The 20352-nt window shown below is 55.3% G+C and carries 24 protein-coding genes; 18 read left to right on the top strand and 6 right to left on the bottom strand.

Annotation, left to right across the window (positions count from 1 at the left end; genetic code table 11):
- The first annotated feature begins 6 nt into the window (after window positions 1–6).
- The 12 genes from BM485_08765 (at window position 7) to BM485_08710 (ending at window position 11040) form a co-directional block, all read left to right on the top strand.
- Window positions 7–666 carry a Ni/Fe-hydrogenase, b-type cytochrome subunit gene (locus BM485_08765; protein OKY75350.1) on the top strand — a complete coding sequence of 220 codons (660 nt, stop codon included), beginning with the start codon at window positions 7–9 and terminating at the stop codon, window positions 664–666.
- 7 nt (window positions 667–673) lie between these two features.
- Window positions 674–3094, top strand: coding sequence for a carbamoyltransferase HypF (locus tag BM485_08760; protein ID OKY75349.1), 2421 nt, complete (start codon window positions 674–676; stop codon window positions 3092–3094).
- A 233-nt stretch (window positions 3095–3327) separates the two neighbouring features.
- The gene (locus BM485_08755; GenBank protein ID OKY75410.1) at window positions 3328–3597 is read left to right on the top strand and encodes a hydrogenase assembly protein HupF; all 270 of its coding nucleotides are present in this window, start codon (window positions 3328–3330) and stop codon (window positions 3595–3597) included.
- Window positions 3598–3602: 5 nt separating this feature from the next.
- The gene (locus BM485_08750; GenBank protein ID OKY75348.1) at window positions 3603–4691 is read left to right on the top strand and encodes a hydrogenase formation protein HypD; all 1089 of its coding nucleotides are present in this window, start codon (window positions 3603–3605) and stop codon (window positions 4689–4691) included.
- Window positions 4688–5704, top strand: coding sequence for a hydrogenase expression/formation protein HypE (locus tag BM485_08745; GenBank protein OKY75347.1), 1017 nt, complete (start codon window positions 4688–4690; stop codon window positions 5702–5704). The genes BM485_08750 and BM485_08745 overlap by 4 nt, the downstream gene beginning before the upstream one ends.
- Window positions 5705–5742: 38 nt before the next feature.
- Window positions 5743–6267 (top strand): hydrogenase maturation endopeptidase, encoded by a 525-nt coding sequence (locus BM485_08740; GenBank protein ID OKY75346.1) that lies wholly within the window; start codon window positions 5743–5745, stop codon window positions 6265–6267.
- Entirely contained in the window at window positions 6221–6568 is a 348-nt protein-coding gene (locus tag BM485_08735; GenBank protein OKY75345.1) for a hydrogenase accessory protein HypA, read from the top strand. Before BM485_08740 ends, BM485_08735 begins: the two co-directional genes overlap by 47 nt.
- 156 nt (window positions 6569–6724) lie before the next feature.
- On the top strand, window positions 6725–7417 hold the full coding sequence (locus BM485_08730; GenBank protein ID OKY75344.1) for a hydrogenase accessory protein HypB: 693 nt from the start codon (window positions 6725–6727) through the stop codon (window positions 7415–7417).
- Window positions 7414–8112 (top strand): leucyl/phenylalanyl-tRNA--protein transferase, encoded by a 699-nt coding sequence (locus tag BM485_08725; GenBank protein OKY75343.1) that lies wholly within the window; start codon window positions 7414–7416, stop codon window positions 8110–8112. Before BM485_08730 ends, BM485_08725 begins: the two co-directional genes overlap by 4 nt.
- A gap of 88 nt (window positions 8113–8200) precedes the next feature.
- Window positions 8201–8659 carry a hypothetical protein gene (locus BM485_08720; GenBank protein ID OKY75342.1) on the top strand — a complete coding sequence of 153 codons (459 nt, stop codon included), beginning with the start codon at window positions 8201–8203 and terminating at the stop codon, window positions 8657–8659.
- 184 nt (window positions 8660–8843) lie between these two features.
- Window positions 8844–10100: a hypothetical protein gene (locus tag BM485_08715; GenBank protein ID OKY75341.1), complete on the top strand. Its 1257-nt coding sequence runs from the start codon at window positions 8844–8846 to the stop codon at window positions 10098–10100.
- Between the two features lie 121 nt (window positions 10101–10221).
- The gene (locus BM485_08710) at window positions 10222–11040 is read left to right on the top strand and encodes a mechanosensitive ion channel protein (protein OKY75340.1); all 819 of its coding nucleotides are present in this window, start codon (window positions 10222–10224) and stop codon (window positions 11038–11040) included.
- Window positions 11041–11067: 27 nt separating this feature from the next.
- Here BM485_08710 and BM485_08705 read toward each other — a convergent pair whose 3' ends face one another.
- Window positions 11068–11634, bottom strand: coding sequence for a hypothetical protein (locus BM485_08705; protein ID OKY75339.1), 567 nt, complete (start codon window positions 11632–11634; stop codon window positions 11068–11070).
- A 59-nt stretch (window positions 11635–11693) separates the two neighbouring features.
- On the opposite strand from BM485_08705, the gene BM485_08700 reads away from it, so the two are divergent.
- From BM485_08700 to BM485_08690, 3 genes are all read left to right on the top strand, one after another.
- A complete protein-coding gene (locus BM485_08700) occupies window positions 11694–12041 on the top strand; it encodes a nucleotide pyrophosphohydrolase (protein ID OKY75338.1) in 348 nt (115 codons plus the stop codon).
- The gene (locus BM485_08695) at window positions 12034–12537 is read left to right on the top strand and encodes an NUDIX hydrolase (protein ID OKY75409.1); all 504 of its coding nucleotides are present in this window, start codon (window positions 12034–12036) and stop codon (window positions 12535–12537) included. Before BM485_08700 ends, BM485_08695 begins: the two co-directional genes overlap by 8 nt.
- Window positions 12538–12641: 104 nt before the next feature.
- Window positions 12642–13832, top strand: a complete 1191-nt coding sequence (locus BM485_08690) for a hypothetical protein (GenBank protein OKY75337.1) — start codon at window positions 12642–12644, stop codon at window positions 13830–13832.
- Between the two features lie 102 nt (window positions 13833–13934).
- Here BM485_08690 and BM485_08685 read toward each other — a convergent pair whose 3' ends face one another.
- From BM485_08685 to BM485_08665, 5 genes are all read right to left on the bottom strand, one after another.
- Complete coding sequence (locus BM485_08685) at window positions 13935–14129, bottom strand: hypothetical protein (protein OKY75336.1); 195 nt, start codon at window positions 14127–14129, stop codon at window positions 13935–13937.
- Complete coding sequence (locus tag BM485_08680; protein OKY75335.1) at window positions 14129–14320, bottom strand: hypothetical protein; 192 nt, start codon at window positions 14318–14320, stop codon at window positions 14129–14131. The genes BM485_08685 and BM485_08680 overlap by 1 nt, the downstream gene beginning before the upstream one ends.
- Before the next feature lie 160 nt (window positions 14321–14480).
- A complete protein-coding gene (locus BM485_08675) occupies window positions 14481–15515 on the bottom strand; it encodes an alcohol dehydrogenase (protein OKY75334.1) in 1035 nt (344 codons plus the stop codon).
- A 58-nt stretch (window positions 15516–15573) separates the two neighbouring features.
- A complete protein-coding gene (locus BM485_08670; GenBank protein OKY75333.1) occupies window positions 15574–15894 on the bottom strand; it encodes an alkylhydroperoxidase in 321 nt (106 codons plus the stop codon).
- Between the two features lie 60 nt (window positions 15895–15954).
- On the bottom strand, window positions 15955–16692 hold the full coding sequence (locus BM485_08665) for a metal-dependent hydrolase (protein OKY75332.1): 738 nt from the start codon (window positions 16690–16692) through the stop codon (window positions 15955–15957).
- A gap of 166 nt (window positions 16693–16858) precedes the next feature.
- On the opposite strand from BM485_08665, the gene BM485_08660 reads away from it, so the two are divergent.
- Genes BM485_08660 through BM485_08650 form a run of 3 tightly spaced genes read left to right on the top strand, consistent with a single transcriptional unit; the run spans window position 16859 to window position 20288 of the window.
- The gene (locus BM485_08660) at window positions 16859–17569 is read left to right on the top strand and encodes a hypothetical protein (protein ID OKY75331.1); all 711 of its coding nucleotides are present in this window, start codon (window positions 16859–16861) and stop codon (window positions 17567–17569) included.
- A gap of 11 nt (window positions 17570–17580) precedes the next feature.
- A complete protein-coding gene (locus BM485_08655; GenBank protein OKY75330.1) occupies window positions 17581–19062 on the top strand; it encodes a glutathione synthase in 1482 nt (493 codons plus the stop codon).
- Window positions 19056–20288 (top strand): glutamate--cysteine ligase, encoded by a 1233-nt coding sequence (locus tag BM485_08650; GenBank protein OKY75329.1) that lies wholly within the window; start codon window positions 19056–19058, stop codon window positions 20286–20288. Before BM485_08655 ends, BM485_08650 begins: the two co-directional genes overlap by 7 nt.
- Window positions 20289–20352 lie beyond the last annotated feature (64 nt).

Below are 20352 nucleotides of genomic sequence, written 5' to 3'. Positions count from 1 at the left end.
GCTGCCATGAGTTACGAAAAAAAGTATGTGTGGAGTGTCCTGTTTCGTCTCTGCCACTGGGGTTTTGCCCTGTCAATCATCTTTCTTGTCGTCACCGGCCTGTATATTCATGATCCCTGGACCAATACCATGACGGAGGGCGGCGGGGGCTTCCCCATGGCGGAAATGCGTTTTTTTCATTTCATTGCCGGCTTTGTCTTTACCGCATCGGTGCTGGTGCGTGTTTTTCTTTATCTTTTCGGCAACACCCAGGAGCGGCTGGTGGGGCCCTTGCCGGTGACGCCGGCCAATATCAGAAATTTCTTTTCCACCGTCGCCTTTTATGCGTATATTAGGGATCATCATGAAGAGCGGCTGGGTCATAATGCCCTGGCCGGGATGGTCTATTTGGTCACCTGGCTTCTTGCCCTGCTGCAGCTGGTCAGCGGATTTTTCATGCTGTATCCGGAAAGCGGCGCCTGGCAGGGGTGGGGCGGGGCGATTTTCGGCACCCAGCAGCAGGGGCGGTTTGTGCATCACCTGATCATGTGGTATTTTCTCATTTTCAGTCTGACCCATCTTTACATGCTGGTGTGGAATGATCTGAAATCACCGGAGGGGCTCATTTCCTCCATTTTCAACGGAATCAAATACAAGCCGAAGAATGACAGTTCCGCCAAGGCCTGAAGTGCCTTTGTCATATGGGAAAAATGACGGCGACGCCTGGGTCGAACTGACGGTGCGCGGGGTGGTGCAGGGGGTCGGCTTTCGGCCCTTTGTCCATCGTTTGGCCGTGCAATACGGATTTTCCGGCACCGTTGCCAATGATGCCGCAGGGGTGGTGATCAAACTGGCGCCGCCCCTTTCCCGTGTCGATGCCTTTGTGCGGGCGTTGCGCCGGGAACTGCCGCCGCTGGCCCGGATCGAATCGATCAGTGTCCGCGAAATCGACTGCGCCGGAAAGCAGGATGGTTTCCGCATTCTGGCCAGTACCGGCAAGGGCCGGGCCGACACCATCATTCCGCCGGACGCGGCCCTCTGCCGGGACTGCCTGCGTGAGCTTTTTAACGACAATGACCGTCGTTACCGCTACCCCTTCATCAACTGCACCAACTGTGGGCCCAGGTTTTCCATCGTTGAAGCGGTGCCCTATGACCGGCCGAAAACATCGATGAAGGTCTTTACCATGTGCTCGAGTTGCGCCGCGGAATACGAGGACCCCGCCAACCGGCGCTTTCATGCCCAGCCCAATGCCTGTTGGCGGTGTGGTCCGGTTCTTTCCTGGCATGACGGCGCGGGACGCTTGATTGCCTGTGACGAGCCGCCGGCGGCGGCGGCCCGCGCCTTGGGAGAAGGAAAAATTGTCGCCATCCGGGGGGTGGGCGGCTTTCATCTGGCGGTTGACGCGGCCGGCGAAGCGGCGGTTTGCAGGTTGCGGGAAAGGAAAGGGCGGAAGAGGAAACCGCTGGCCGTCATGGTACGGGATATCGCGGTAGCCCGGGCGTTGTGTTCTCTTTCAGCCGAGGAGGAGGCGGCGCTGACCTCCTGGCGCAGTCCGATTGTGCTTCTGCGCGCAAAGGAGGCAACGAAGCTTGCCCCGTCCCTTGCCCCCGGCATCAACCGCCTCGGGGTGATGCTGCCTTATACCCCTTTGCACCAGCTCCTTTTCCGGGATAAAGAGTGTCCGGCTGCCCTGGTGATGACCAGCGGCAATCGCACGGGCGAGCCGATCTGCATCGCAAGTCCTGAGGCCATGGAGAGGCTTGCCGGCATTGCCGACTTTTTTCTCCTGCATAATCGTGATATCGTTAACCGGGTTGATGATCCGGTGGTGCGGGTTGTGGCCGGCAGGACCGTGGTCATGCGCCGTTCCCGGGGGTATGTGCCGCAAGCCGTCAGCCTGCGGCAAAAAATTGAGCCTGTTCTTGCCTGCGGGGCGGAACTGAAAAATACCTTTTGTCTGGCCCGGGACGACCGGGCGGTTTTAAGCCAGCATATCGGCGATCTGGTCCGGCCGCAACTGCTGCATTTTTTTAAGGAAAGTATTGCCAATATGAAAAATCTGCTTGATATACTGCCACGAGCCGTTGTCTGTGATCTGCATCCAGACTACCTGAGCACCCGCTATGCCGAAGGCTTGACCCTGCCCCTTTATCGGGTGCAGCATCATCATGCCCATGCGGCGGCGGTGATGGCGGAGCATGGGCTTGATGAAGAAGTGCTGGCCGTGATCCTTGACGGCAGCGGTTTTGGCCCTGACGGCACGGTCTGGGGCGGCGAGATTCTGCTGGCCGGACTTTCCTCCTGTCACCGACTGGCCCGGCTTGAACAGCTGCTCATGCCCGGCGGCGACGCGGCGGCGCATGAGCCCTGGCGCATGGGCCTGGCTGCCCTGTGGCAGGCGTACGGTCCGGATGGTTTTGCCCAGGCAACGGCCGGAACAACGCTTGCCGGGATCGATGTCCAAAAGCGCGAGATTATCCGGCAAATGATGGCCGCCAAGATCAATAGCCCCGCCACCTCGAGCTGCGGCAGGCTTTTTGACGCAGTGGCCTCCCTGCTTGATGTCCGGCAGGTGTCCGACTATGAAGGCCAGGCCGCCATGGAACTGGAAGCACTGTCTGAGAGCACCGGCAACGGCTCATTGCCGCACCTCGGCGGCAGGGAAGATCTGCGTTTTTCCGTCATGCTGGAAGAAAAGCCGGAGGTGATGGTGATCAGGTCTTCGCCGATGATCCGGGCGATTGTCGATGCCCTGGGACGGGGAGTCGACCGGACCGAAATCGGTCTTGCCTTTCATGGCTGGCTGATTGAGGCGGTAACCGCCGCCATCGAACGGCTGGCCAAGCGGGTGGGACGGAGAAAAGTGGCGCTGGGCGGCGGCTGCCTGCAGAATGGCCTGCTGCTGGAAGGGCTTGTTTCAAGCCTTGAAGCCGCGGGTTTTGTGGTATACTTCGGCGAGAATGTGCCGGTCAACGACGGCGGCATTGCCCTGGGCCAGGCGGTGATCGGCGGCCTGCTGGCTCGCGGGGAAGGTCGGAAAAAGCAAGAGTTCATCCCGGAAGATGCGGCGGGGAAAGACAAAACGGCGTGTCCTCTGTGCAGCCGGCGATAGGAACGATAAAACTGTTGCTGAGAAGTTAAATGTCTGGAAAAACGGTAAGTTCTGCATTATGTTCAAAGACTATTTTTCCGATACTTCCGCAAAGAAGGAAATCCGGATGAGCTTGCCGCGATGTTCGAAGAAATCGGCCGGGCGTGGGGGGATCCGGCGGCGCGGCACGCCATAACCTGGCCACTGACACTTATTATCCGGCGCAAACCATAATCAATGAACAGGATTGCCATATGTGCTTAGCCGTTCCCATGCGGGTCATCGCCGTCAAAGGCAGCCGGGACGATTTCACCTCTTCCCGCATCGGCATTGTCGAGGCCGGCGGCATTGAAAAGGAGGTGCGGCTTGATCTGGTTGATCGCTGGCCGCAGGTCGGCGACTATCTCATCATCCATGCCGGCTTTGCCATCCATACCCTGGACGCCGACGAGGCGCTGACCAATCTGCGCCTGCTGCGGGAAATGGCCGATGGGCTCGCGCCCCGTTCAGGACCAGGGGAGTAAAGGCCATGGACTACGTGAGCGAATTCCGGGATAAAACCCTCATTGCCCCGTTGCTGGCCGAGCTGAAACAGACGCTGACCCGGCCGCTGCGCCTGATGGAGGTGTGCGGCACCCATACCATGGCCATCTTCCGCCACGGCCTGCGCGCCATCCTGCCCCCTGAGATCGAGCTTATTTCCGGGCCGGGCTGCCCGGTCTGCGTCACCGCCTCTTCCCATATCGACGGCTTCCTTGATGTGGCACAGCGGGATGGGGTGCGGGTGGCGATTTTCGGCGATCTCTTCCGGGTCCCCGGTTCACAAAGCTCCCTGGCCCGTGCCCAGGCGGCGGGCGCGAAAGTCGAGATCGTCTATTCGCCCATGGACGCCCTGACCCTGGCGGAAAAGCACGAGGGGGAGGAGGTCGTTTTTCTGGCGGTCGGTTTTGAAACAACCATGCCGCTGGTGGCGGCCACCATTCTTGAGGCCGGGAGGCGCAAGCTCGCTCATTTTTCCGTTTTTTCAGCGGGCAAAATCATGCCGCCGGCGCTCCACGCCCTGCTCGCCGACCGGGAGCTTGCCCTGGACGGCTTGCTTTGTCCCGGCCATGTCTCCACCATCATCGGCGCCGAGGCCTATGAGCCCCTGGTTCGTGATTACGGCATTTCCTGCGTTATCGCCGGCTTTGAGCCGGTTGACATCCTCCAGGCGGTGCTGCTGCTGGCCCGGCAGAAAAGGGACGGGCGGGCCGAGGTGGAAAACGGCTATGCGCGGGCGGTCGCTTGGCAGGGAAACAGCCGGGCGCGGCAGGTGATGAACGAGGTGTTTGCGCCGGTTGACACCCCGTGGCGCGGACTCGGAATGATCAAGGCCAGCGGCATGGCGATCAGGGAGGAGTTTGCCTGCTTTGACGCGGAAAGGAAATTTGCAGTCCGCCTGCCGGAGTCAATTGAACCAAAAGGCTGTCTCTGTGGAGAGATACTGCGGGGCAGAAAAAAACCGCAGGCCTGTCCTCTTTTCAAGTCACGTTGCACTCCCATGGATCCAGTGGGACCCTGCATGGTGTCAAGTGAAGGAACCTGCGCCGCCTATTACCGTTTTGGCGAGGGCCGATGAAAAACGACACGATTCTTCTTGATCACGGCAGCGGCGGCCTGGCGAGTGGGGAGCTGATCCGCGATATATTCCTTTCCCGTCTCGGCAACCCGGTACTGGGGCAGCTGGAAGACAGCGCCATCATTGAAACGGATCGCGGCAGGCTTGCCTTTTCCACCGACAGCTATGTGGTGGACCCGCTTTTTTTCCCGGGCGGCGATATCGGTCTGCTTGCCGTGCACGGCACCATCAATGATCTGGCCATGCGCGGCGCCCGGCCCTTGTGTCTCAGTCTGGCTATGATTCTCGAGGAAGGGCTGCCGCTCGACGATTTGCAGCGGATTGTCGCCTCGATCGACAACGCCTGCCGGGAGTCCGGGGTGCCGGTGGTCACCGGCGACACCAAGGTGGTGCAGAAGGGCAAGGGGGACAAGGTCTTCATCAACACCTCCGGCATCGGCCTGGTGGATGAGGGGCTTGATATTTCCGCCCGCATGGCACGCCCCGGCGACGCGGTCATCCTCTCCGGCAGCATGGGGGACCACGGCATTACCATTCTGGGGCAGCGGGCCGGTATCTCTTTGTTCGGGAATCTGCGCAGCGACACCAGGGCCCTGCATCGCCTCGTGCAGAAACTGCTTGCGACTGTTCCCGGCGGCGCGGTGCATACCCTGCGTGATCCGACCAGGGGCGGGGTGGCGACATCGCTTAATGAGATTGCCGCTGCTGCCGGGGTGGCGATTGAGCTTGATGAAGATTGCATCCCGGTCACGCCCCAGGTGGCGGCGGCCTGCGAAATCCTCGGCATGGATCCGCTGTATCTGGCCAATGAGGGCAAATGTCTGGCCGTGGTTGACGGAACGCATGGCGCGGCGGCTCTTGCCGCCATGCACGGCATGCCGGAGGGTCGCGATGCCCGCATCATCGGCCGGGTGACGGAAAGTCCTCCCGGCCAGGTCGTGCTGCACACGGCTGCCGGCGGCGCACGCATCGTCCGTTCCCTGACCGGCGAACCGCTGCCGAGGATCTGCTGAATGCCGGGAGACAGAAGCTGGAAGGCAGGAGGAAAAAGATGACTGCACGGAAAAAAAAGGTCGGCATTCTCGGCATCGGCAACCTGCTTCTCGGGGATGAAGGATTCGGCGTCCATGTCATCCGCTATCTTGAAGAACACTACGCATTCCCGGAGCAGGTTCGGCTGCTTGACGGCGGCACTGCCGGCATCTACATGGCCCCTTTTCTGGAGGAGGTTGACCTTCTCCTCGTGGTTGACGTGGTGGCGGTGGACGGGGTGCCCGGCTCAATTCATCTTTTCAATGGCAATGACCTGAAAGGGGCGGGCCTCCAGTTGCGCATGTCCCCGCATCAGCTCGGATTGCTCGAGGTTTTGGAAATCAGCCGACTGCGAGAGCTGGCGCCGGAGGAGGTGACCTTCATCGGCGTGGTGCCAGCGAAGGTGGAAATTTCCATGATACTGTCGGAGACAATGGCCGGTAAAGTGGTTGAGGTGGCGGAGATGATTGTCGCCACCCTGGCGAGGGAAGGAATTCATGCACGAACTGTCACTGGTGCAGGGGCTGCTGCGGCAGCTAGCTGACCTTGCCGGAAAACATGGCGCGACGTCCGTCAGCCGGGTAAAGGTGGAGATTGGACCGTTGTCAGGCATCGTGGTCGATTCCTTTTGTTTCGGATTTGAGGTGTTGGCCGTGGAGGATGAGTTGACGCAACGGGCAATACTTGAGATTGTCGTGCCGCCCCTGCAGTATCAATGCTGCCATTGCGGCAGTTCTTGTCCGGCAACAACGACCATGCCGGACAGCTGCCCCCGTTGCGGCACGACGTTACTGGTGCCGGCAGGGGGCGACGGCATCGTGCTGTTGCAGGTGGAGATGGAGTGAGGAGTTTTTGATTGCGGATTTGGGATTTGGGAATGTGGATTGATAAATATTCACCATAGTGGACGCAGAGGGTGCTGGAAAAAAATCTGCGTGTTCTCCGTGTGCTTTGTGGTGAAAAGAGACATTTTACGAGTTTGAATTTTCAGGTGGAATTTTATGTGTGATGATTGCGGTTGTGCGGCCCCCGGCCCAAAGGTGGTGGAGGTCAACCAGAGCCTGCTTGCGGCCAACGACGCCCTGGCGGCAAAAAACAGAACGCATATCGAGGCGCTGGGCGCGGTGGCGATCAACATGATCAGCAGTCCTGGATCAGGCAAGACCACCCTGCTGGAAAAAACCATCGAAAGATTAAAAGGCGAGCTGCGCATCGGCGTCATCGAAGGGGACATTGAAACGGAACGGGACGCCGATCGCATCCGGGCCAAGGGGGTGCCGGTGGTGCAGCTGACCACCGGCGGGGCGTGCCATCTTGATGCCGCGTTGACCCACAGGGGGCTGCATGCCCTGGAAGACCAACTGGTCGACAAAAAGCTTGACCTGCTCTTTATTGAAAATGTCGGCAATCTTGTTTGCCCGGCCACCTTTGATTTGGGCGAGCATCAGCGGGTTGTGCTGGTTTCCGTGCCCGAGGGACCCGACAAACCGGCAAAGTACCCGAAGGCCTTTGTCAGTTCGCAGCTCTTTATCATCAGTAAAACCGATTTACTTCCTTATTTTGATTTTTCTCCGGCAGCCGCCGCAAAGGAGGCGCTGCAGCTCAATCCCCGTCTGGCCGTCATGGAGCTGTCCGCCGCTACCGGCGAGGGGCTTGACGGGTGGCTGGATTATCTGCGCAGTCTCTGTCGATGATTTTCGGACTCACTGATGACCTCATCTTTCCGCCCCCCTATCTGGCCAGGGAAGACGGTCTGCTGGCCATCGGCGGCGACCTTTCGGTGGAGAGGCTGTTGCTTGCCTATTCCCAGGGGATTTTTCCCTGGTACGGTGAGGAAGATCCTATTCTCTGGTGGGCGCCGGATCCCCGGCTCATTCTTGAGCCGGGGTCGTTTCATCTGTCCAGACGACTGGCCCGGGTCATCAGGCAGGGCATATTTTCGGTGAGTTTCGATGCCGCGTTTGAACAGGTGATCGACGCCTGTTCTTCTCCCCGGCCCGGAAAGGAGCAGGGCACGTGGCTTGTTCCTGAAATGAAGGAGGCGTATGTCCTGCTCCATGAGAAAGGCTATGCCCATTCCGTGGAGTGCTGGCGGGACAAAGAGCTTGTCGGCGGACTGTACGGCGTGTCGCTCGGCAGGATTTTTTTCGGCGAATCCATGTTTTCCCGGGAGTCGAACAGTTCGAAAGTCGCCTTGGCGTATCTGGTCAAGCTGTTGCAGGGATGGCAGTTTGACCTGATCGACTGCCAGATGAAGACAGGTCATCTCATCAGCCTGGGAGCCAGGGAGATAACGGGACACGAATTCTACGCGCGTCTGCAGCAGCATGTCCATTTGCCCGCCCACCAAGGATTCTGGAGTGATTTTCTCTTAAAATTCCATCCTTGACAACCGTTTTGCAGGAATTATCATTTACTTAGGAGGAGGCAAAAAGGCGGTTAAATGAAAAGTTCATTGGCAAAGGAGGTGTTGATTCATGTTTGATCTGATTCCATTTCGACGTCGGCATGGGAATGTCCCGGATGTTTTCGAGGAAATGGAGGACGTGTTCAAGAAAATGTGGAAAGGCACATTGTTTCATGAAATGATGACGGATTTTGATACAAACTGGTCTCCTCGTCTTGATGTTTGTGAAACAAAGGATGCCCTTGAGGTTGTTGCCGACCTTCCCGGCTTGGACAAAAAAGACATAGATATTTCCCTCGAAGGCGATGTCCTGGTCATCAAGGGTGAGAAGCACGAAGAGCACAAGGAAAGCGAAAAGCATGTTCATCGTATGGAGCGGCGGTATGGCTCTTTCTATCGGGCCATGCGCTTGCCGGTCGAGGTAAAGAGTGAGAATATCGAAGCCTCCTTCAAAGACGGTGTGTTGACGGTCACTCTTCCGAAGTCCGAGGAAGCAAAAAAGAAAATCGCCCATATTGACGTTCATTGAGGCGCAAGTTTCCTTGTGGAAAAAAACCCGCGTTAGCGCGGGTTTTTTTGTGGCGGCTGCGCGGGATGGGAATGAGATATCGTATTTTTGTCGTCATTTCATTTGACTCATGCGCATTTGTCGACGTAATGTTAAAAAAGCAAATTACTTCTTCATTCGATTCCTCAATTTCGTGTGAGCAGATGTGACCAATTCCCCGGACGAAGCGGGCGATCAATCGCTTGCGGCAAGAACGAACACCACTCTGCAGATGGAAACCGCGCGGCGCATCCAGCGGCTGACGGAAGAACTCAATGATGTAACCATCCAGCTTAACAGGGAAATAATCCTGCGTAAAAACATTGAAAATGTTTCCCGGGAAAGGGAGAAATTTTTCCGACTGCTGCTTGACGCGACTTCCGATGGGGTCTGGGACCGCAACATACCGACAGGTGAAGTCTATTACGGCGAAAACTGGGCAAGGATGCTGGGGTATACTGTCCGGGAAGTAAAAGAAAAGAACATTAAATGGGAAGATTTGCTGCATCCTGATGATAAGTCGCAGACCTTGGATGCGATCAGGAATCATTTCAAAGGTGAAACCTCGCGATATGTTGCGGAATTTCGTTTGCGCAACAAGGGCGGGGGATGGCAATGGGTGCTGGCCCGGGGAAAGGTGGTTGAGTGGGACGAGGAGGGGCAGCCGGTACGTTTTGTCGGCACCCATTATGATATTTCCGATCGGAAGAAGGTGGAAGATGAGCTGAAGGAAAGTTCGAGGAAAATCAAGGAGTTTGCTTACTCCGTGGTTCATGATTTGAAAAATCCTGCCATTTCCATCCATGGGCTTGCGAAAAAAATGCGTCAGAAGTATGGCGACGTGCTTGATCAGAAGGGTGCTTCCTTTTGTGAGCAGATTCTTCGGTCAGCCGAGCAGATAGCCGTGCTTGTGGATAAGATAAATCTTTTTATTGCGGCCCGGGAAGCACCGCTCCTTCTGCAGAAGGTTTCCTTGCAGGAGGTTTTTGCCATAATTCGTGAGGAATTCACACTGCAAGCGGATCGTCGGGTGGTGAAATGGATCGTGCCGGAGATTCTGCCCGAAATAATCGCCGACCGTCTTTCCCTTTTACGAGTCCTGCGTAATTTTGTCGATAATTCGATAAAATACGGTGGGGAAAATCTTGGTGAAATTGAGTTGGGCTACCGGGATTCCCCGGAATTTCATATCCTTTTTGTCCGGGATAATGGAGTCGGACTTGATCAGGAGGATTCAAAAGGGATTTTCGGCATGTTCAAGCGCAAGAAAACGTCCTGTGGGATTGAAGGGACAGGGCTTGGCCTGGCCATTGTCAAGGAAATCGCCGCCCAGCACGGCGGGAAGGTATGGTTTGAGCCCGAGCGCAAGCGAGAGGGCATTACTTTTTTTATTTCATTTTCTAAATCATTGATAACCGATTAGCTGGTACGGATTGCTGATGCGAGCCGGTTTTTTAGGCAAGGTTGCCGGAGGCATGGCGCTTTGACGGCAGGGAAATCGGCGGCACGCCGGTTTGGAATGACAACAAAGAGGATCGCTTCGTATGGAAGATATTTTGGTACAGGTACAGGAAGTCATTACCTTTTATGGGTTAAATATCCTTGCCGCCTTAATTATTTATATCATTGGTCGGTTGACCGCCAAGTTTCTGCAGGGATTTGCCGAAAAACTGATGACCAAAGGCAAGGTGGATCCGACCTTGATCCATTTTGTCGGCAACCTTGCCTATATCGGCATGCTGACCTTTGTCATCCTGGCGGCTCTGAACCAGCTCGGCATTCAGACCACCTCCTTTATCGCCGTGCTTGGTGCCGCAGGCCTCGCCGTCGGCCTTGCCCTGCAGGGATCGCTTTCCAATTTTGCCGCCGGAGTTCTGCTTATTCTTTTCCATCCCTTTAAGAAAGGAGATTTCATCGAGGCTGCCGGAACCGCCGGGACAGTGGAAGAAATTCAGATTTTTACCACCATGCTCGCCACTCCGGACAATAAAGCCATCATCGTCCCCAATTCCAAGATCATCGGGGATAATATCGTCAATATCACCTCCAAACCCACCCGCCGGGTTGATTTCGTTTTTTGCGTCGGCTATGGTGACGATATTGACAAGGTGAAAGAGGTTATCGAGCAGGTTCTTGTCGAAGACGAGCGCATTATGCAGGATCAGGAAATTTTCATCGGCGTTGCCGCACTTGCGGACAGCAGTGTCAATTTTGCGGTTCGCGTCTGGGTGAAGTCATCTGATTACTGGCCGGTATTCTTTGACACCAATGAAAGGATGAAAAAAAGATTTGATGCGGAAGGTGTTTCCATCCCTTTCCCGCAACGGAATGTGCATGTCTATGAAGCGGCAAGGGTGACCTGAGAGTTTGCCGGATTGGTGCAGGTTCTGTTAGCCCCGGTGATTTGTTGCTTGCCGCAGTAATTTCGGCGGCACAGGATCAAGAGATCGGAGCTTTTCCAGCAACAGCCGGGTTGAAGCAGGCGAGGGGAGGGTGTCAGCATCAGCCTCCAGGGACTGGACGGCCTTTGTCGCCATTTTGGCCATGCCTTTTTTATTACCGCTTTCCATCAGGATGTAAACGCCGGCTGCCCGGATAAACCCCTGCAGTGCTGATTTTTCCCTGCCCTGGGCCGTCAGCCACAGTTTTTCCAAAACATCGTGTACCTCAAAGAAAAGCCCTTCGTCCCAAAGGACAAAGGCCCGGGTAAGCGGATCCTGTATCTTTTTTCCGTCAATGGCGGCGACACATCGCGCGTAACGCTTCATTCTGTCTTCGATATAGGCCTTCGCGGGGGGAGATAACTCTGTCTGCAGCAGCTTTGCGGCTGTGGTTTCAATTTCGGCAAGGGACGGCGTGTCCGGATTTTCAAGGACGCGGGAAAGTGCCGAGGCAAGACTGTTGCGAATAATCCGCGCTTGGCGGTCGGTAAAGGGATTGAAATTCTGATTATCCATGCCGGGACAGGATTACAGAAAATTCCGGCAAAAAGCAAGGGAACGGTTCAGGGACTTTGATGAAAAAAATGATGGAAGCGGTCAAGCTGTTCCGGGACGAAAGAAGCTGGGAGCAGTTTCACAGCCCGAAAAACCTGTCCATGGCGCTGATGGTGGAATGCGCGGAACTGGTTGAGCATTTTCAGTGGTTGAGCCAGGAGGAAAGCAGAAATCTTCCCTTGGAAAAACGTCAGGCCGTGGAAGAGGAAATAGGCGACGTGCTTATTTATCTGGTCAATCTTGCGGAAAAGCTCGGGGTTGATCCTCTGGAGGCCGCCTGGAGAAAACTGGCAAAGAACCGGATAAAATATCCCGCCGACAAGGCGTATGGAAAATCACTGAAATATGACGAATATGAAAATGAATGATCCTGCCGATGAATTGATTGCCGTGGTTGACGAGGCCAATCGGGAAATCGGCAGCGCAACCAGGCGGGAGATGCGCAGTAACAACCTGATCCATCGGGCCACCTTTATTTTTGTCTTGAACCGCAGCGGCGAATTGTTTGTCCAGAAACGGACGCAAAACAAGGATGTTTATCCCGGATATTTCGACGTTGCAACGGGAGGCGTGGTCGGGGCAGGTGAAACTTATGAAGAATCGGCCCGGCGGGAACTTGAAGAGGAGCTTGGCATCGTCGGTCAGCCTCTTGATGCCCTCTTTGATTTCTTTTGGCAGGATGAAGGCAACAGGGTTTGGGGGCGGGCTTTTGTCTGTCGCTATGACGGGCCGGTGGCACTGCAACAGGAAGAAGTGGAGTGGGGAGAATTCATGCCTCTTGGACAAGTGAATGAGATGGTGAAAAGCATGCCGTTCACTCCGGATGGGCTCTATGCGCTGGATCGATTTTCGCTACGGCGCTGACATCCCCCACCCGTCTTTTGTGCTGACCACGGCGCGTGTTTTCAGGCTCTTTACGGCTGTCATGCTCTTTCGAAATAAAAAAAATAGATTTTTCAGGAGGATTTATGGTCGCGGCAGAACCTTTTCGTTATACAGCAGACGAGCTTTTTTCCTGGATTTCCGGGAAGCCGGATTTTGTCTTGCTTGATGTCCGCAATGAAAAAGAGTTTTCCAACTGGTATGTGGAAGGGCCGTCTCTGTTTCCCTATATCAATATCCCCTATTTCAATTTCATGGAGGATCCGGCGGAGAGCGTCGCCATGATCCCTGCCGGCGAGAAAATCAGGATCGTCTGTTCCAAGGAGGGCTCGGCCAAATATGTTGCCGAACAGCTCATCTCGCATGGGATTGCCGATGTCGGGTACATGGCCGGCGGCATTGTCGCCTGGGGGAATGTGCTTGGCGCCCGGCGGGTGAGTGACGAAAAATCCGCCTACGAATTGTACCAGGTGGTGCGGCCCGGCAAGGCGGCGTGCAGCTATCTGCTGCTGTGCGGCAAGGAGGCCATGGTTTTCGACCCTTCCAGGAATATTGATTTTTACATCGATTTTGCCGCAAGGCGCGGCGCTGCAATTGTAAAGAGTTTTGAAACCCACCGGCAGGCCGATTATATTTCCGGCTCCATCGACATGGCGACAAAAACCGGGGCTTCGATCATGGTAAAGAAAGAGGACTTTCTCGGTGCTGATTTTGAATATACCGCTCTTGAAGATGGCCGGATTTTTACCTTCAGCCGGGGAGATGTGGAAGTCAAAGCCATTCACACCCCAGGGCATACTCTGGGCAGCACCTCCTATCTGATCGACAATAAATATTTGTTAAGCGGCGATACGATTTTTATTAACACCGCCGGGCGTCCGGATCTGGGCGGCAAAAGCGCGGAATGGTCCCGTCATCTCTATCTGACCCTGACGCTGAAAATGCGCGGCTTAAACGACGATATTCGCGTGCTGCCGGGCCATTATACCTCTTGGGACGAAGCCAACCAGGACGGGATCTTCATGGAGAGTCTCGGTCGGATCCGCAAGAAAAATAGAGCCTTTCATCTGCCCAATGAACTCAAATTCGCGGAATTTATCGAAGCCAATCTCAGGCCTCAGCCCGGGGTTTATTCCCAGATCCGGCGGGTAAACGGCGGTTGGCTGAAGGTGGAAGCAGATGAAGCAGATATCATGGATCTCGGGAAAAATGAGTGCGGCGCAAGCAATTACGGCAAGGTGGGCGTCAGTGCGGAAAAAAACAGGGAAGAAAGTTGAGAGGCAGAGGGGAACGGATAATTTTGCGCCTGGTCCCGCGGCCCGCGGTTTTGCTCTGCGCGGTGTGCTGGGGAATAAACAGACTGATGTCTTTTATGATGTTCACGCCGAATAGTTCGATTTGACCTGGTGGGAGATGTCGGAGAATTGTTTTTTGATGGCATGCGGATTGTGTTCGTCGATGCCGTCTTTTATTTCATGGTGTTTTACCGTCCATGTTCTGACCAGGTTGCGACCCGAGTTTTTCGCCGCATACAGGGCCTGATCCGCGCGTGCAATAACTTCATGCCGGGACATCACCGGGTTTGGCTTCTTTCTCGTTTTTTTTCCGCTGCTTTTTTGTCCAGCTCATCGAGCCGTTTCCGCAGCTCTTCGCTGACGGCCACCCTGCCTTCAAGTACGCAGCCACGTCGTCCGGGCACGCACTCCGCGTGCAGTTTGAGGCATTTGTCGGTGTTGTAATCGTAGTTTTTACATGAAAAAGTCATGGTGATCTCAATTTGATAGAAATAAAAGAGGCCGTGTTGATTTTCTGGAAGCCGGCATTCGCGAGTGGGGAATAATAGTCAATTCAGGCAAAGAAGACAAGATGCGTGACATTTTTTGTTTTGTTGCAGGCGGCAAGCGGCATGGCGTGAAGCATCCGGATCAGCCGGGGTGCATGAAAAGAACCTTTGCTCCTCTAATATTTCGCGCCTTCAGTTCGGCCAGGGCAATGTTTGCATCCCGCAAGGCAAATTTCCGCACCTCCGGCCTGATGGGAATGGCTGCGGCCAGCTCCAGAAACTGCCGGATATCCGTTCGGCTGACATTGGCCACGCTCTTGATTTCCTTTTCCTGCCAAAGATGGGCGGGATAGTCAAGTTGAAGCAGGACGTTTTTGTCGGCTTCTTCCTTGCGGATGGCGTTTATCACCAGGCGGCCGCCTGGGGAGAGAGCGGCAAGCGAGGTAATCACCGGTTTCCAGGCCGGAGTGGTGTCTATGATGCGGTCGATTTCCAGTGGGGGTTTGTCGCCGATGTCTCCGGCCCATGTTGCCCCGAGAGCCAAGGCGAATTTTTGTTCATTCACGCTTCGGGCAAAAACAAAGATCCGTGAAGCGGGAAAGAGGTGGCGTGCCAGATGAAGGACGAGATGAGCCGAGGCCCCGAATCCGCAGAGGCCCAGTGTCATGCCGTTTGTCAAGCCGGTAAGACGCAGGGAGCGGAAGCCTATCGCCCCGGCACAAAGCAGGGGCGCGGCCTCGATGTCGCTGAAGATGTCCGGAATGGCGAAGCAGGAGCTTTCCGGCGCGGTCATGTATTCGGCATAACCGCCGTGAAAATCCCTGCCGGTCGCCTTGAAATCCGGGCAGAGATTTTCATTGCCCGTCCGGCAGAATCGGCAACTGCCGCAGGCGGAAAAGATCCAGCCCACCCCTACCCGGTCGCCCGGTTGAAAGAACGTCACCTTTGCGCCGACAGTGTGAATCCTGCCGATGACCTGATGGCCAAGGACAACCGGCAATCGGGGCGGCGGTGTTCGCCCCTCGATTTCATCCAGCTCTGTGTGGCAGACGCCGCAGGCGGAAACCCGGATGAGAAGTTCGTTTTCAGCCGGCTGCGGAACAGCAAGGTTTTCCAGGGCAAGTCGTTCTTCGTTCTCCCGGAGGAGTCCGATTTTTTTCAACACCATTGCCTGCATGGGGCTATGGAAAAATCAGATCAGAAGGGCATGTTGCAAAAAATGGGTGCACGGCTTTTTATGGTTTCTCCAGAACATCCTCGGCCCAAGACATTGCCGCGGCAACACGGGGAAAGCCGATGGTGGAAATAAGCAGAAGCAGGGTGTGCTGAATTTCCTTCCTGTCGGCGCCCGCCTCAAGCGCCCGCCGGGTGTGGGAGTGCACCGAACCCTCGGACTGCACCGCCGCGGCCGCGCCAAGCTGGATCAATTCCGATGTTTTTCGATCAAGAGGGCCTGCGCCCCGTACCGTTGTTCCCAGGTTGTCGAGGGCGGAAAATATTTCAGGGAAATGTTTGGACAGGTTGGTGTGGTGCTTTGGGCGTTTCTGGTCGGACATGAGCGTTCTCCTTGGATGTTGGTATTGATCATTTGTTGCTATCACTTCTTTTCGTGTCTGCTATTGCATCCGGCGGATGCGGACCTCGATTTCCTTGTGCTTCTGCAACAGATCGACAAGTTGTGCCGGGTCCGTGTCTCCATAATGATAGGGGTAAAGAATCATGGGTTTGAATGCCTTGGCCGCATCGGCCACCATCGCCGGAGTCATGGTGTAGGGCAGATTCATTGGCAGAAATGCGCAGTCAATGGCGGAGAGTTTCTTCATCTCCGGAATGTTTTCCGTATCGCCCGCAATATAAAGGCGTTTGTCGCCGATGGTGAGGATGTAACCGTTCCCCTCGCCCTTGGGGTGAAAAAGCTCGCCGGTGTCTCGTTTGTGGAGAAGATTATAGGCCGGCACCGCTTCGATCAGGATTTTCCGGACGGTTTCTTTTTCCCCATTTTTCAGGATTTTGCCGGAGCCGAGCTGTCGGCGGCATTTCTCCGTCAGGATGATGGTCGAATCTTCCTTGCGAATGGCCTCCAGGGCCAGGGGGTCGAGATGGTCGCGATGTTCATGGGTGATGAGAATGATATCCCCTTTGGGGAGCAGGGTATAGTCGGCTGTTTTGCTCCAGGGGTCAATGTGAATGTTTGTGTCCGCGATGGTCAGCATCAGGGAGCCGTGGCCGATAAAGGTTATTTTCAGATCCCCGGCAGATGTGGGAATGATGTCTTCCTCGAATTCAACCGGTGCGGCGATTGCCGCGGCATAAAAAAGAACCATGCCCAGCAGCATAAAAAAGATTTTTCGCATTGACCTGCCTCCTTTGATTTATTTAAACTATCATTTTCATGATAGATGAAAGTTTAGCATCAATACTCTCTTGATGGCAAGAGGATAACTGTGTTTAAACTGCCCGTCACTGTTTTTCGGGGGATCAACCCCGCACTCTTTTCCCGGCATCGGTTTCCGAAATAAAATGAAAACACGGTTTCAGCTTGATATTCTGCCGCAGCCGGATGATACCACCTGCGGTTCCACCTGCCTCCATGCCGTGTACCGTTATTTCGGCGATACAATTGAGCTGGAACAGGTGGTCAGTGAAGTGACGCACCTGGAGACGGGTGGAACCCTGGCGGTTTATCTTGCCCTCCATGCCTTGGGGCGCGGCTACTCAGCCACCATGTTCACCTATAATCTCCATTTTTTCGACCCCACCTGGTTTCATCCTCACGGACAGAATCTGCGGGAAAAACTTCTTGCCCAGGCGGCATTCAAAAATGATAATCCTCGACTGCAGGAAGCAACCTCGGCCTATCTTCATTTTCTGGAACTGGGCGGTAAAATTTATTATGAAGATCTTACCCGCAGTTTGATCCGCTGGTATTTGCGGAAGAATGTGCCCATCATTACCGGTCTCAGCTCCACTTATCTGTATCAAAGCATGCGCGAGTTCGGGATAACCGGGGAAGAGGATGATCTGCGAGGCGATCCTGCCGGCCATTTTGTCGTGCTGTGCGGCTATGACAAGGAGGAGCGGACCATCCATGTGGCGGATCCTTTTCATCAGAATCCTCTTGCCGCCCAGCAGGATTATATCGTCAACATTGACCGGGTTCTCTGCGCCATCCTGCTCGGGGTTTTGACCCATGACGCCAATTTTCTCATTATTCAACCCCGTAAAAAGTGAAGGCTATCTTGATGCAGACTTTAGTCGTCGTTAATGATCCCAAGGACTGGCCGCTGGAAATCGAAGGAATCGAACTGGTCGCGGCGCGCACGTATCTAACCGATCCCTCCTATGCCAAGCTGCGCAAGGCAATGGTCTTTAATCTCTGTCGTTATTACCGTTACCAGAGCACCGGTTACTACGTGTCGCTGCTGGCGTCGGCCCGGGGCCATAAACCACTGCCCGATATCACCACCATCCAGGATTTGAAAAGCCAGACCATTATCCGCATCGCCTCGGACGAGCTGGATGAACACATCCAGAAAAGTTTATCCCATATCCGTTCACGAGAATTCGTGCTCAGTATCTATTTCGGTCATAATGTCGCCAAGCAGCATGACAAGTTGAGCCAGCATCTGTTTCATCAGTTTCAGTCGCCTTTTCTGCGGGCGTATTTCGTGCATAATGAAAAACATCAGAAATGGTTTCTGCAGAACATCAATCCCATTCCGGCCGGTGAAATCCCGCCGGAGCACCGCCCCTTTGTTGTCGAAGTGGCGCGGGACTATTTCATGGGGCGTCGGCGCATCGTCAAGCGACGCAGCCATTCCCGTTATGATCTGGCCATTCTCCACAACCCTCATGATCCTGAGCCGCCTTCCGATAACCGGGCCCTGCACCATTTTGCCAATGCGGCGGATTCGCTCGGCATCAATACGGAGATGATCATCAGGGATGATTACGGTCGGCTGCCGGAATTTGATGCCCTGTTTATCCGGGAAACCACCAGCGTTAACCATCACACTTACCGTTTCGCCCGCCGGGCGGCGGCCAAGAAGCTTGTGGTGATTGATGATCCGGAATCGATTCTGAAGTGTACCAACAAAGTCTTTCTGGCGGAGATCCTGGAAAGGAACAGGGTGTTGACGCCGAAAACCGTTATTGTCCACAAGGACAATGCCGCGGAGGTGGCTGGCCAGCTCGGCTTTCCCTGTATCCTGAAGCAGCCGGATTCCTCTTTTTCCCAAGGGGTGATGAAGGTGGAATCATCCGACGAGCTGCGGCACCAGGTAACAAAACTGCTGGATAAATCCGATTTGGTCATTGCCCAGGAATTTCTACCCACCGAATATGACTGGAGGGTGGGAATATTTGACCGCCAGCCCCTTTATGTCTGTAAATATTTCATGGCCAAGAAGCACTGGCAGATCATCAAGCGGGACGCGGACGGCATGAAGACCGACGATGGCAATTATTCCACCCTGCCCGTTGAGCATGCGCCGGATCAGTTGATCCGTACCGCTTTGAAGGCGGCCAATCTGATCGGTGACGGTCTTTACGGCGTTGATATCAAGCAGATCGGTAAGAAGTTTTATGTCATCGAAATTAATGATAATCCAAATATCGACGCAGGCGTTGAGGATTCTGTTTTAAAAGAAGAACTGTATTTGCGCGTCATGCGCGTTTTTCTGCGGCGCATTGAGCATAAAAATGAATGGGGGCAGTCATGGTAGCACCTTCACCCTTGCATCTTTTCGAGGGGTTTGGCGTCGAGCTTGAGTATATGATCGTCAGCAACGGCAACCTTGACGTGCTGGCCGCCGCCGACCGGCTGCTTGCGGCTGTTTCCGGCGAGGTGCAAAACGAGGTCGAGCTGGGCGACATCGCCTGGTCCAATGAACTGGCCCTGCATGTGGTGGAATTCAAGACCAACGGGCCGGTTGCCTCTTTGGACCGGGTTGCCCCCCGTTTCCAGGAAAACATCGGCAGGGCGAACGAGTTGCTTGCCGAGATGGGGGCCAGACTTATGCCCACCGCCATGCACCCCTGGATGGATCCGCTCAGGGAAACAAAGTTGTGGCCGCACGGCAGCAAGGTGATTTATGAGGCGTACAACCGCATTTTCGGCTGCCAGGGTCATGGCTGGTCCAACGTCCAGTCCACCCATCTCAATCTGGCCTTTCACGGCGACGATGAGTTCGGCCGGCTGCACGCCGCCATCCGGTTGCTGCTGCCCATTCTTCCGGCGCTGGCGGCGAGTTCCCCATTGGTCGAGGGACGACCGAGCGGTCTGCTTGACACCCGTTTGGAATATTACCGATTCAACCAGAAACGGGTTCCTTCCATCAGCGGCGCAATCATCCCGGAGCCTGCCTACACCAGAAAAGATTATGAGGAAATGATATTACAAAAGAATTATCGGGATATCGCTCCCTATGATCCGCAAGGGATCCTGCAGGATGAGTGGCTGAATTCCCGGGGGGCCATTGCCCGTTTCGAGCGTTCGGCCATTGAGATCAGGGTGCTTGACATCCAGGAATGTCCGGCTGCCGACCTGGCAGTGGTCTCCGCCATCGTCAGCGTGCTGCGGGCGCTGGTGGGCGAGCGCTGGCGCTCCTTTGCCGAACAGGCCTCGTTTGCGGTGGCGCCGTTGGCCGAGCTCTTTGTTGCCGCCGTCCGCCAGTCTGATCAGACCGTTATAGCCGATCCGGCCTATCTCGGATTTTTCGGGGTCAGGGAAAAAAAGATTACTGCCGGCGAGCTGTGGCGGGCCCTGATCGAGCAAACTGTTGGTCCGGAGATTCCGTACCGTGGGCAAATTGATGGTCTTTTGAAGAAGGGGCCGCTCGCCCGGCGCATCCTCAGGGCGGTGGGAGCGGATTCATCCCGGGAAAGGCTGCGTGATGTGTACGGCAGGCTCTGCTCCTGCCTTGCTTCCGGAGAGATGTTTTCGCCCTGAGAGCGCACGACATTCCCATCCGGCAGCCGCTTGCAGGCGGCCGGCGGATGTTGCGGGCTTGAAA

This window comes from Desulfobulbaceae bacterium DB1 (assembly GCA_001914235.1).
Taxonomy (GTDB): domain Bacteria; phylum Desulfobacterota; class Desulfobulbia; order Desulfobulbales; family SURF-16; genus DB1.
This window is presented reverse-complemented; position numbering and strand designations above follow the sequence as displayed.

Excerpts from the sequence above, each read along its gene's own strand:
- BM485_08765 (OKY75350.1), top strand. The coding sequence starts at position 7 with ATGAGTTACGAAAAAAAGTATGTGTGGAGTGTCCTGTTTCGTCTCTGC.
- BM485_08755 (OKY75410.1), top strand. The coding sequence starts at position 3,328 with ATGTGCTTAGCCGTTCCCATGCGGGTCATCGCCGTCAAAGGCAGCCGG.
- BM485_08750 (OKY75348.1), top strand. The coding sequence starts at position 3,603 with ATGGACTACGTGAGCGAATTCCGGGATAAAACCCTCATTGCCCCGTTG.
- BM485_08745 (OKY75347.1), top strand. The coding sequence starts at position 4,688 with ATGAAAAACGACACGATTCTTCTTGATCACGGCAGCGGCGGCCTGGCG.
- BM485_08740 (OKY75346.1), top strand. The coding sequence starts at position 5,743 with ATGACTGCACGGAAAAAAAAGGTCGGCATTCTCGGCATCGGCAACCTG.
- BM485_08735 (OKY75345.1), top strand. The coding sequence starts at position 6,221 with ATGCACGAACTGTCACTGGTGCAGGGGCTGCTGCGGCAGCTAGCTGAC.
- BM485_08730 (OKY75344.1), top strand. The coding sequence starts at position 6,725 with ATGTGTGATGATTGCGGTTGTGCGGCCCCCGGCCCAAAGGTGGTGGAG.
- BM485_08725 (OKY75343.1), top strand. The coding sequence starts at position 7,414 with ATGATTTTCGGACTCACTGATGACCTCATCTTTCCGCCCCCCTATCTG.
- BM485_08720 (OKY75342.1), top strand. The coding sequence starts at position 8,201 with ATGTTTGATCTGATTCCATTTCGACGTCGGCATGGGAATGTCCCGGAT.
- BM485_08710 (OKY75340.1), top strand. The coding sequence starts at position 10,222 with ATGGAAGATATTTTGGTACAGGTACAGGAAGTCATTACCTTTTATGGG.
- BM485_08705 (OKY75339.1), bottom strand. The coding sequence starts at position 11,634 with ATGGATAATCAGAATTTCAATCCCTTTACCGACCGCCAAGCGCGGATT.
- BM485_08700 (OKY75338.1), top strand. The coding sequence starts at position 11,694 with ATGAAAAAAATGATGGAAGCGGTCAAGCTGTTCCGGGACGAAAGAAGC.
- BM485_08695 (OKY75409.1), top strand. The coding sequence starts at position 12,034 with ATGAATGATCCTGCCGATGAATTGATTGCCGTGGTTGACGAGGCCAAT.
- BM485_08690 (OKY75337.1), top strand. The coding sequence starts at position 12,642 with ATGGTCGCGGCAGAACCTTTTCGTTATACAGCAGACGAGCTTTTTTCC.
- BM485_08685 (OKY75336.1), bottom strand. The coding sequence starts at position 14,129 with ATGTCCCGGCATGAAGTTATTGCACGCGCGGATCAGGCCCTGTATGCG.
- BM485_08680 (OKY75335.1), bottom strand. The coding sequence starts at position 14,320 with ATGACTTTTTCATGTAAAAACTACGATTACAACACCGACAAATGCCTC.
- BM485_08675 (OKY75334.1), bottom strand. The coding sequence starts at position 15,515 with ATGCAGGCAATGGTGTTGAAAAAAATCGGACTCCTCCGGGAGAACGAA.
- BM485_08670 (OKY75333.1), bottom strand. The coding sequence starts at position 15,894 with ATGTCCGACCAGAAACGCCCAAAGCACCACACCAACCTGTCCAAACAT.
- BM485_08665 (OKY75332.1), bottom strand. The coding sequence starts at position 16,692 with ATGCGAAAAATCTTTTTTATGCTGCTGGGCATGGTTCTTTTTTATGCC.
- BM485_08660 (OKY75331.1), top strand. The coding sequence starts at position 16,859 with ATGAAAACACGGTTTCAGCTTGATATTCTGCCGCAGCCGGATGATACC.
- BM485_08655 (OKY75330.1), top strand. The coding sequence starts at position 17,581 with ATGCAGACTTTAGTCGTCGTTAATGATCCCAAGGACTGGCCGCTGGAA.
- BM485_08650 (OKY75329.1), top strand. The coding sequence starts at position 19,056 with ATGGTAGCACCTTCACCCTTGCATCTTTTCGAGGGGTTTGGCGTCGAG.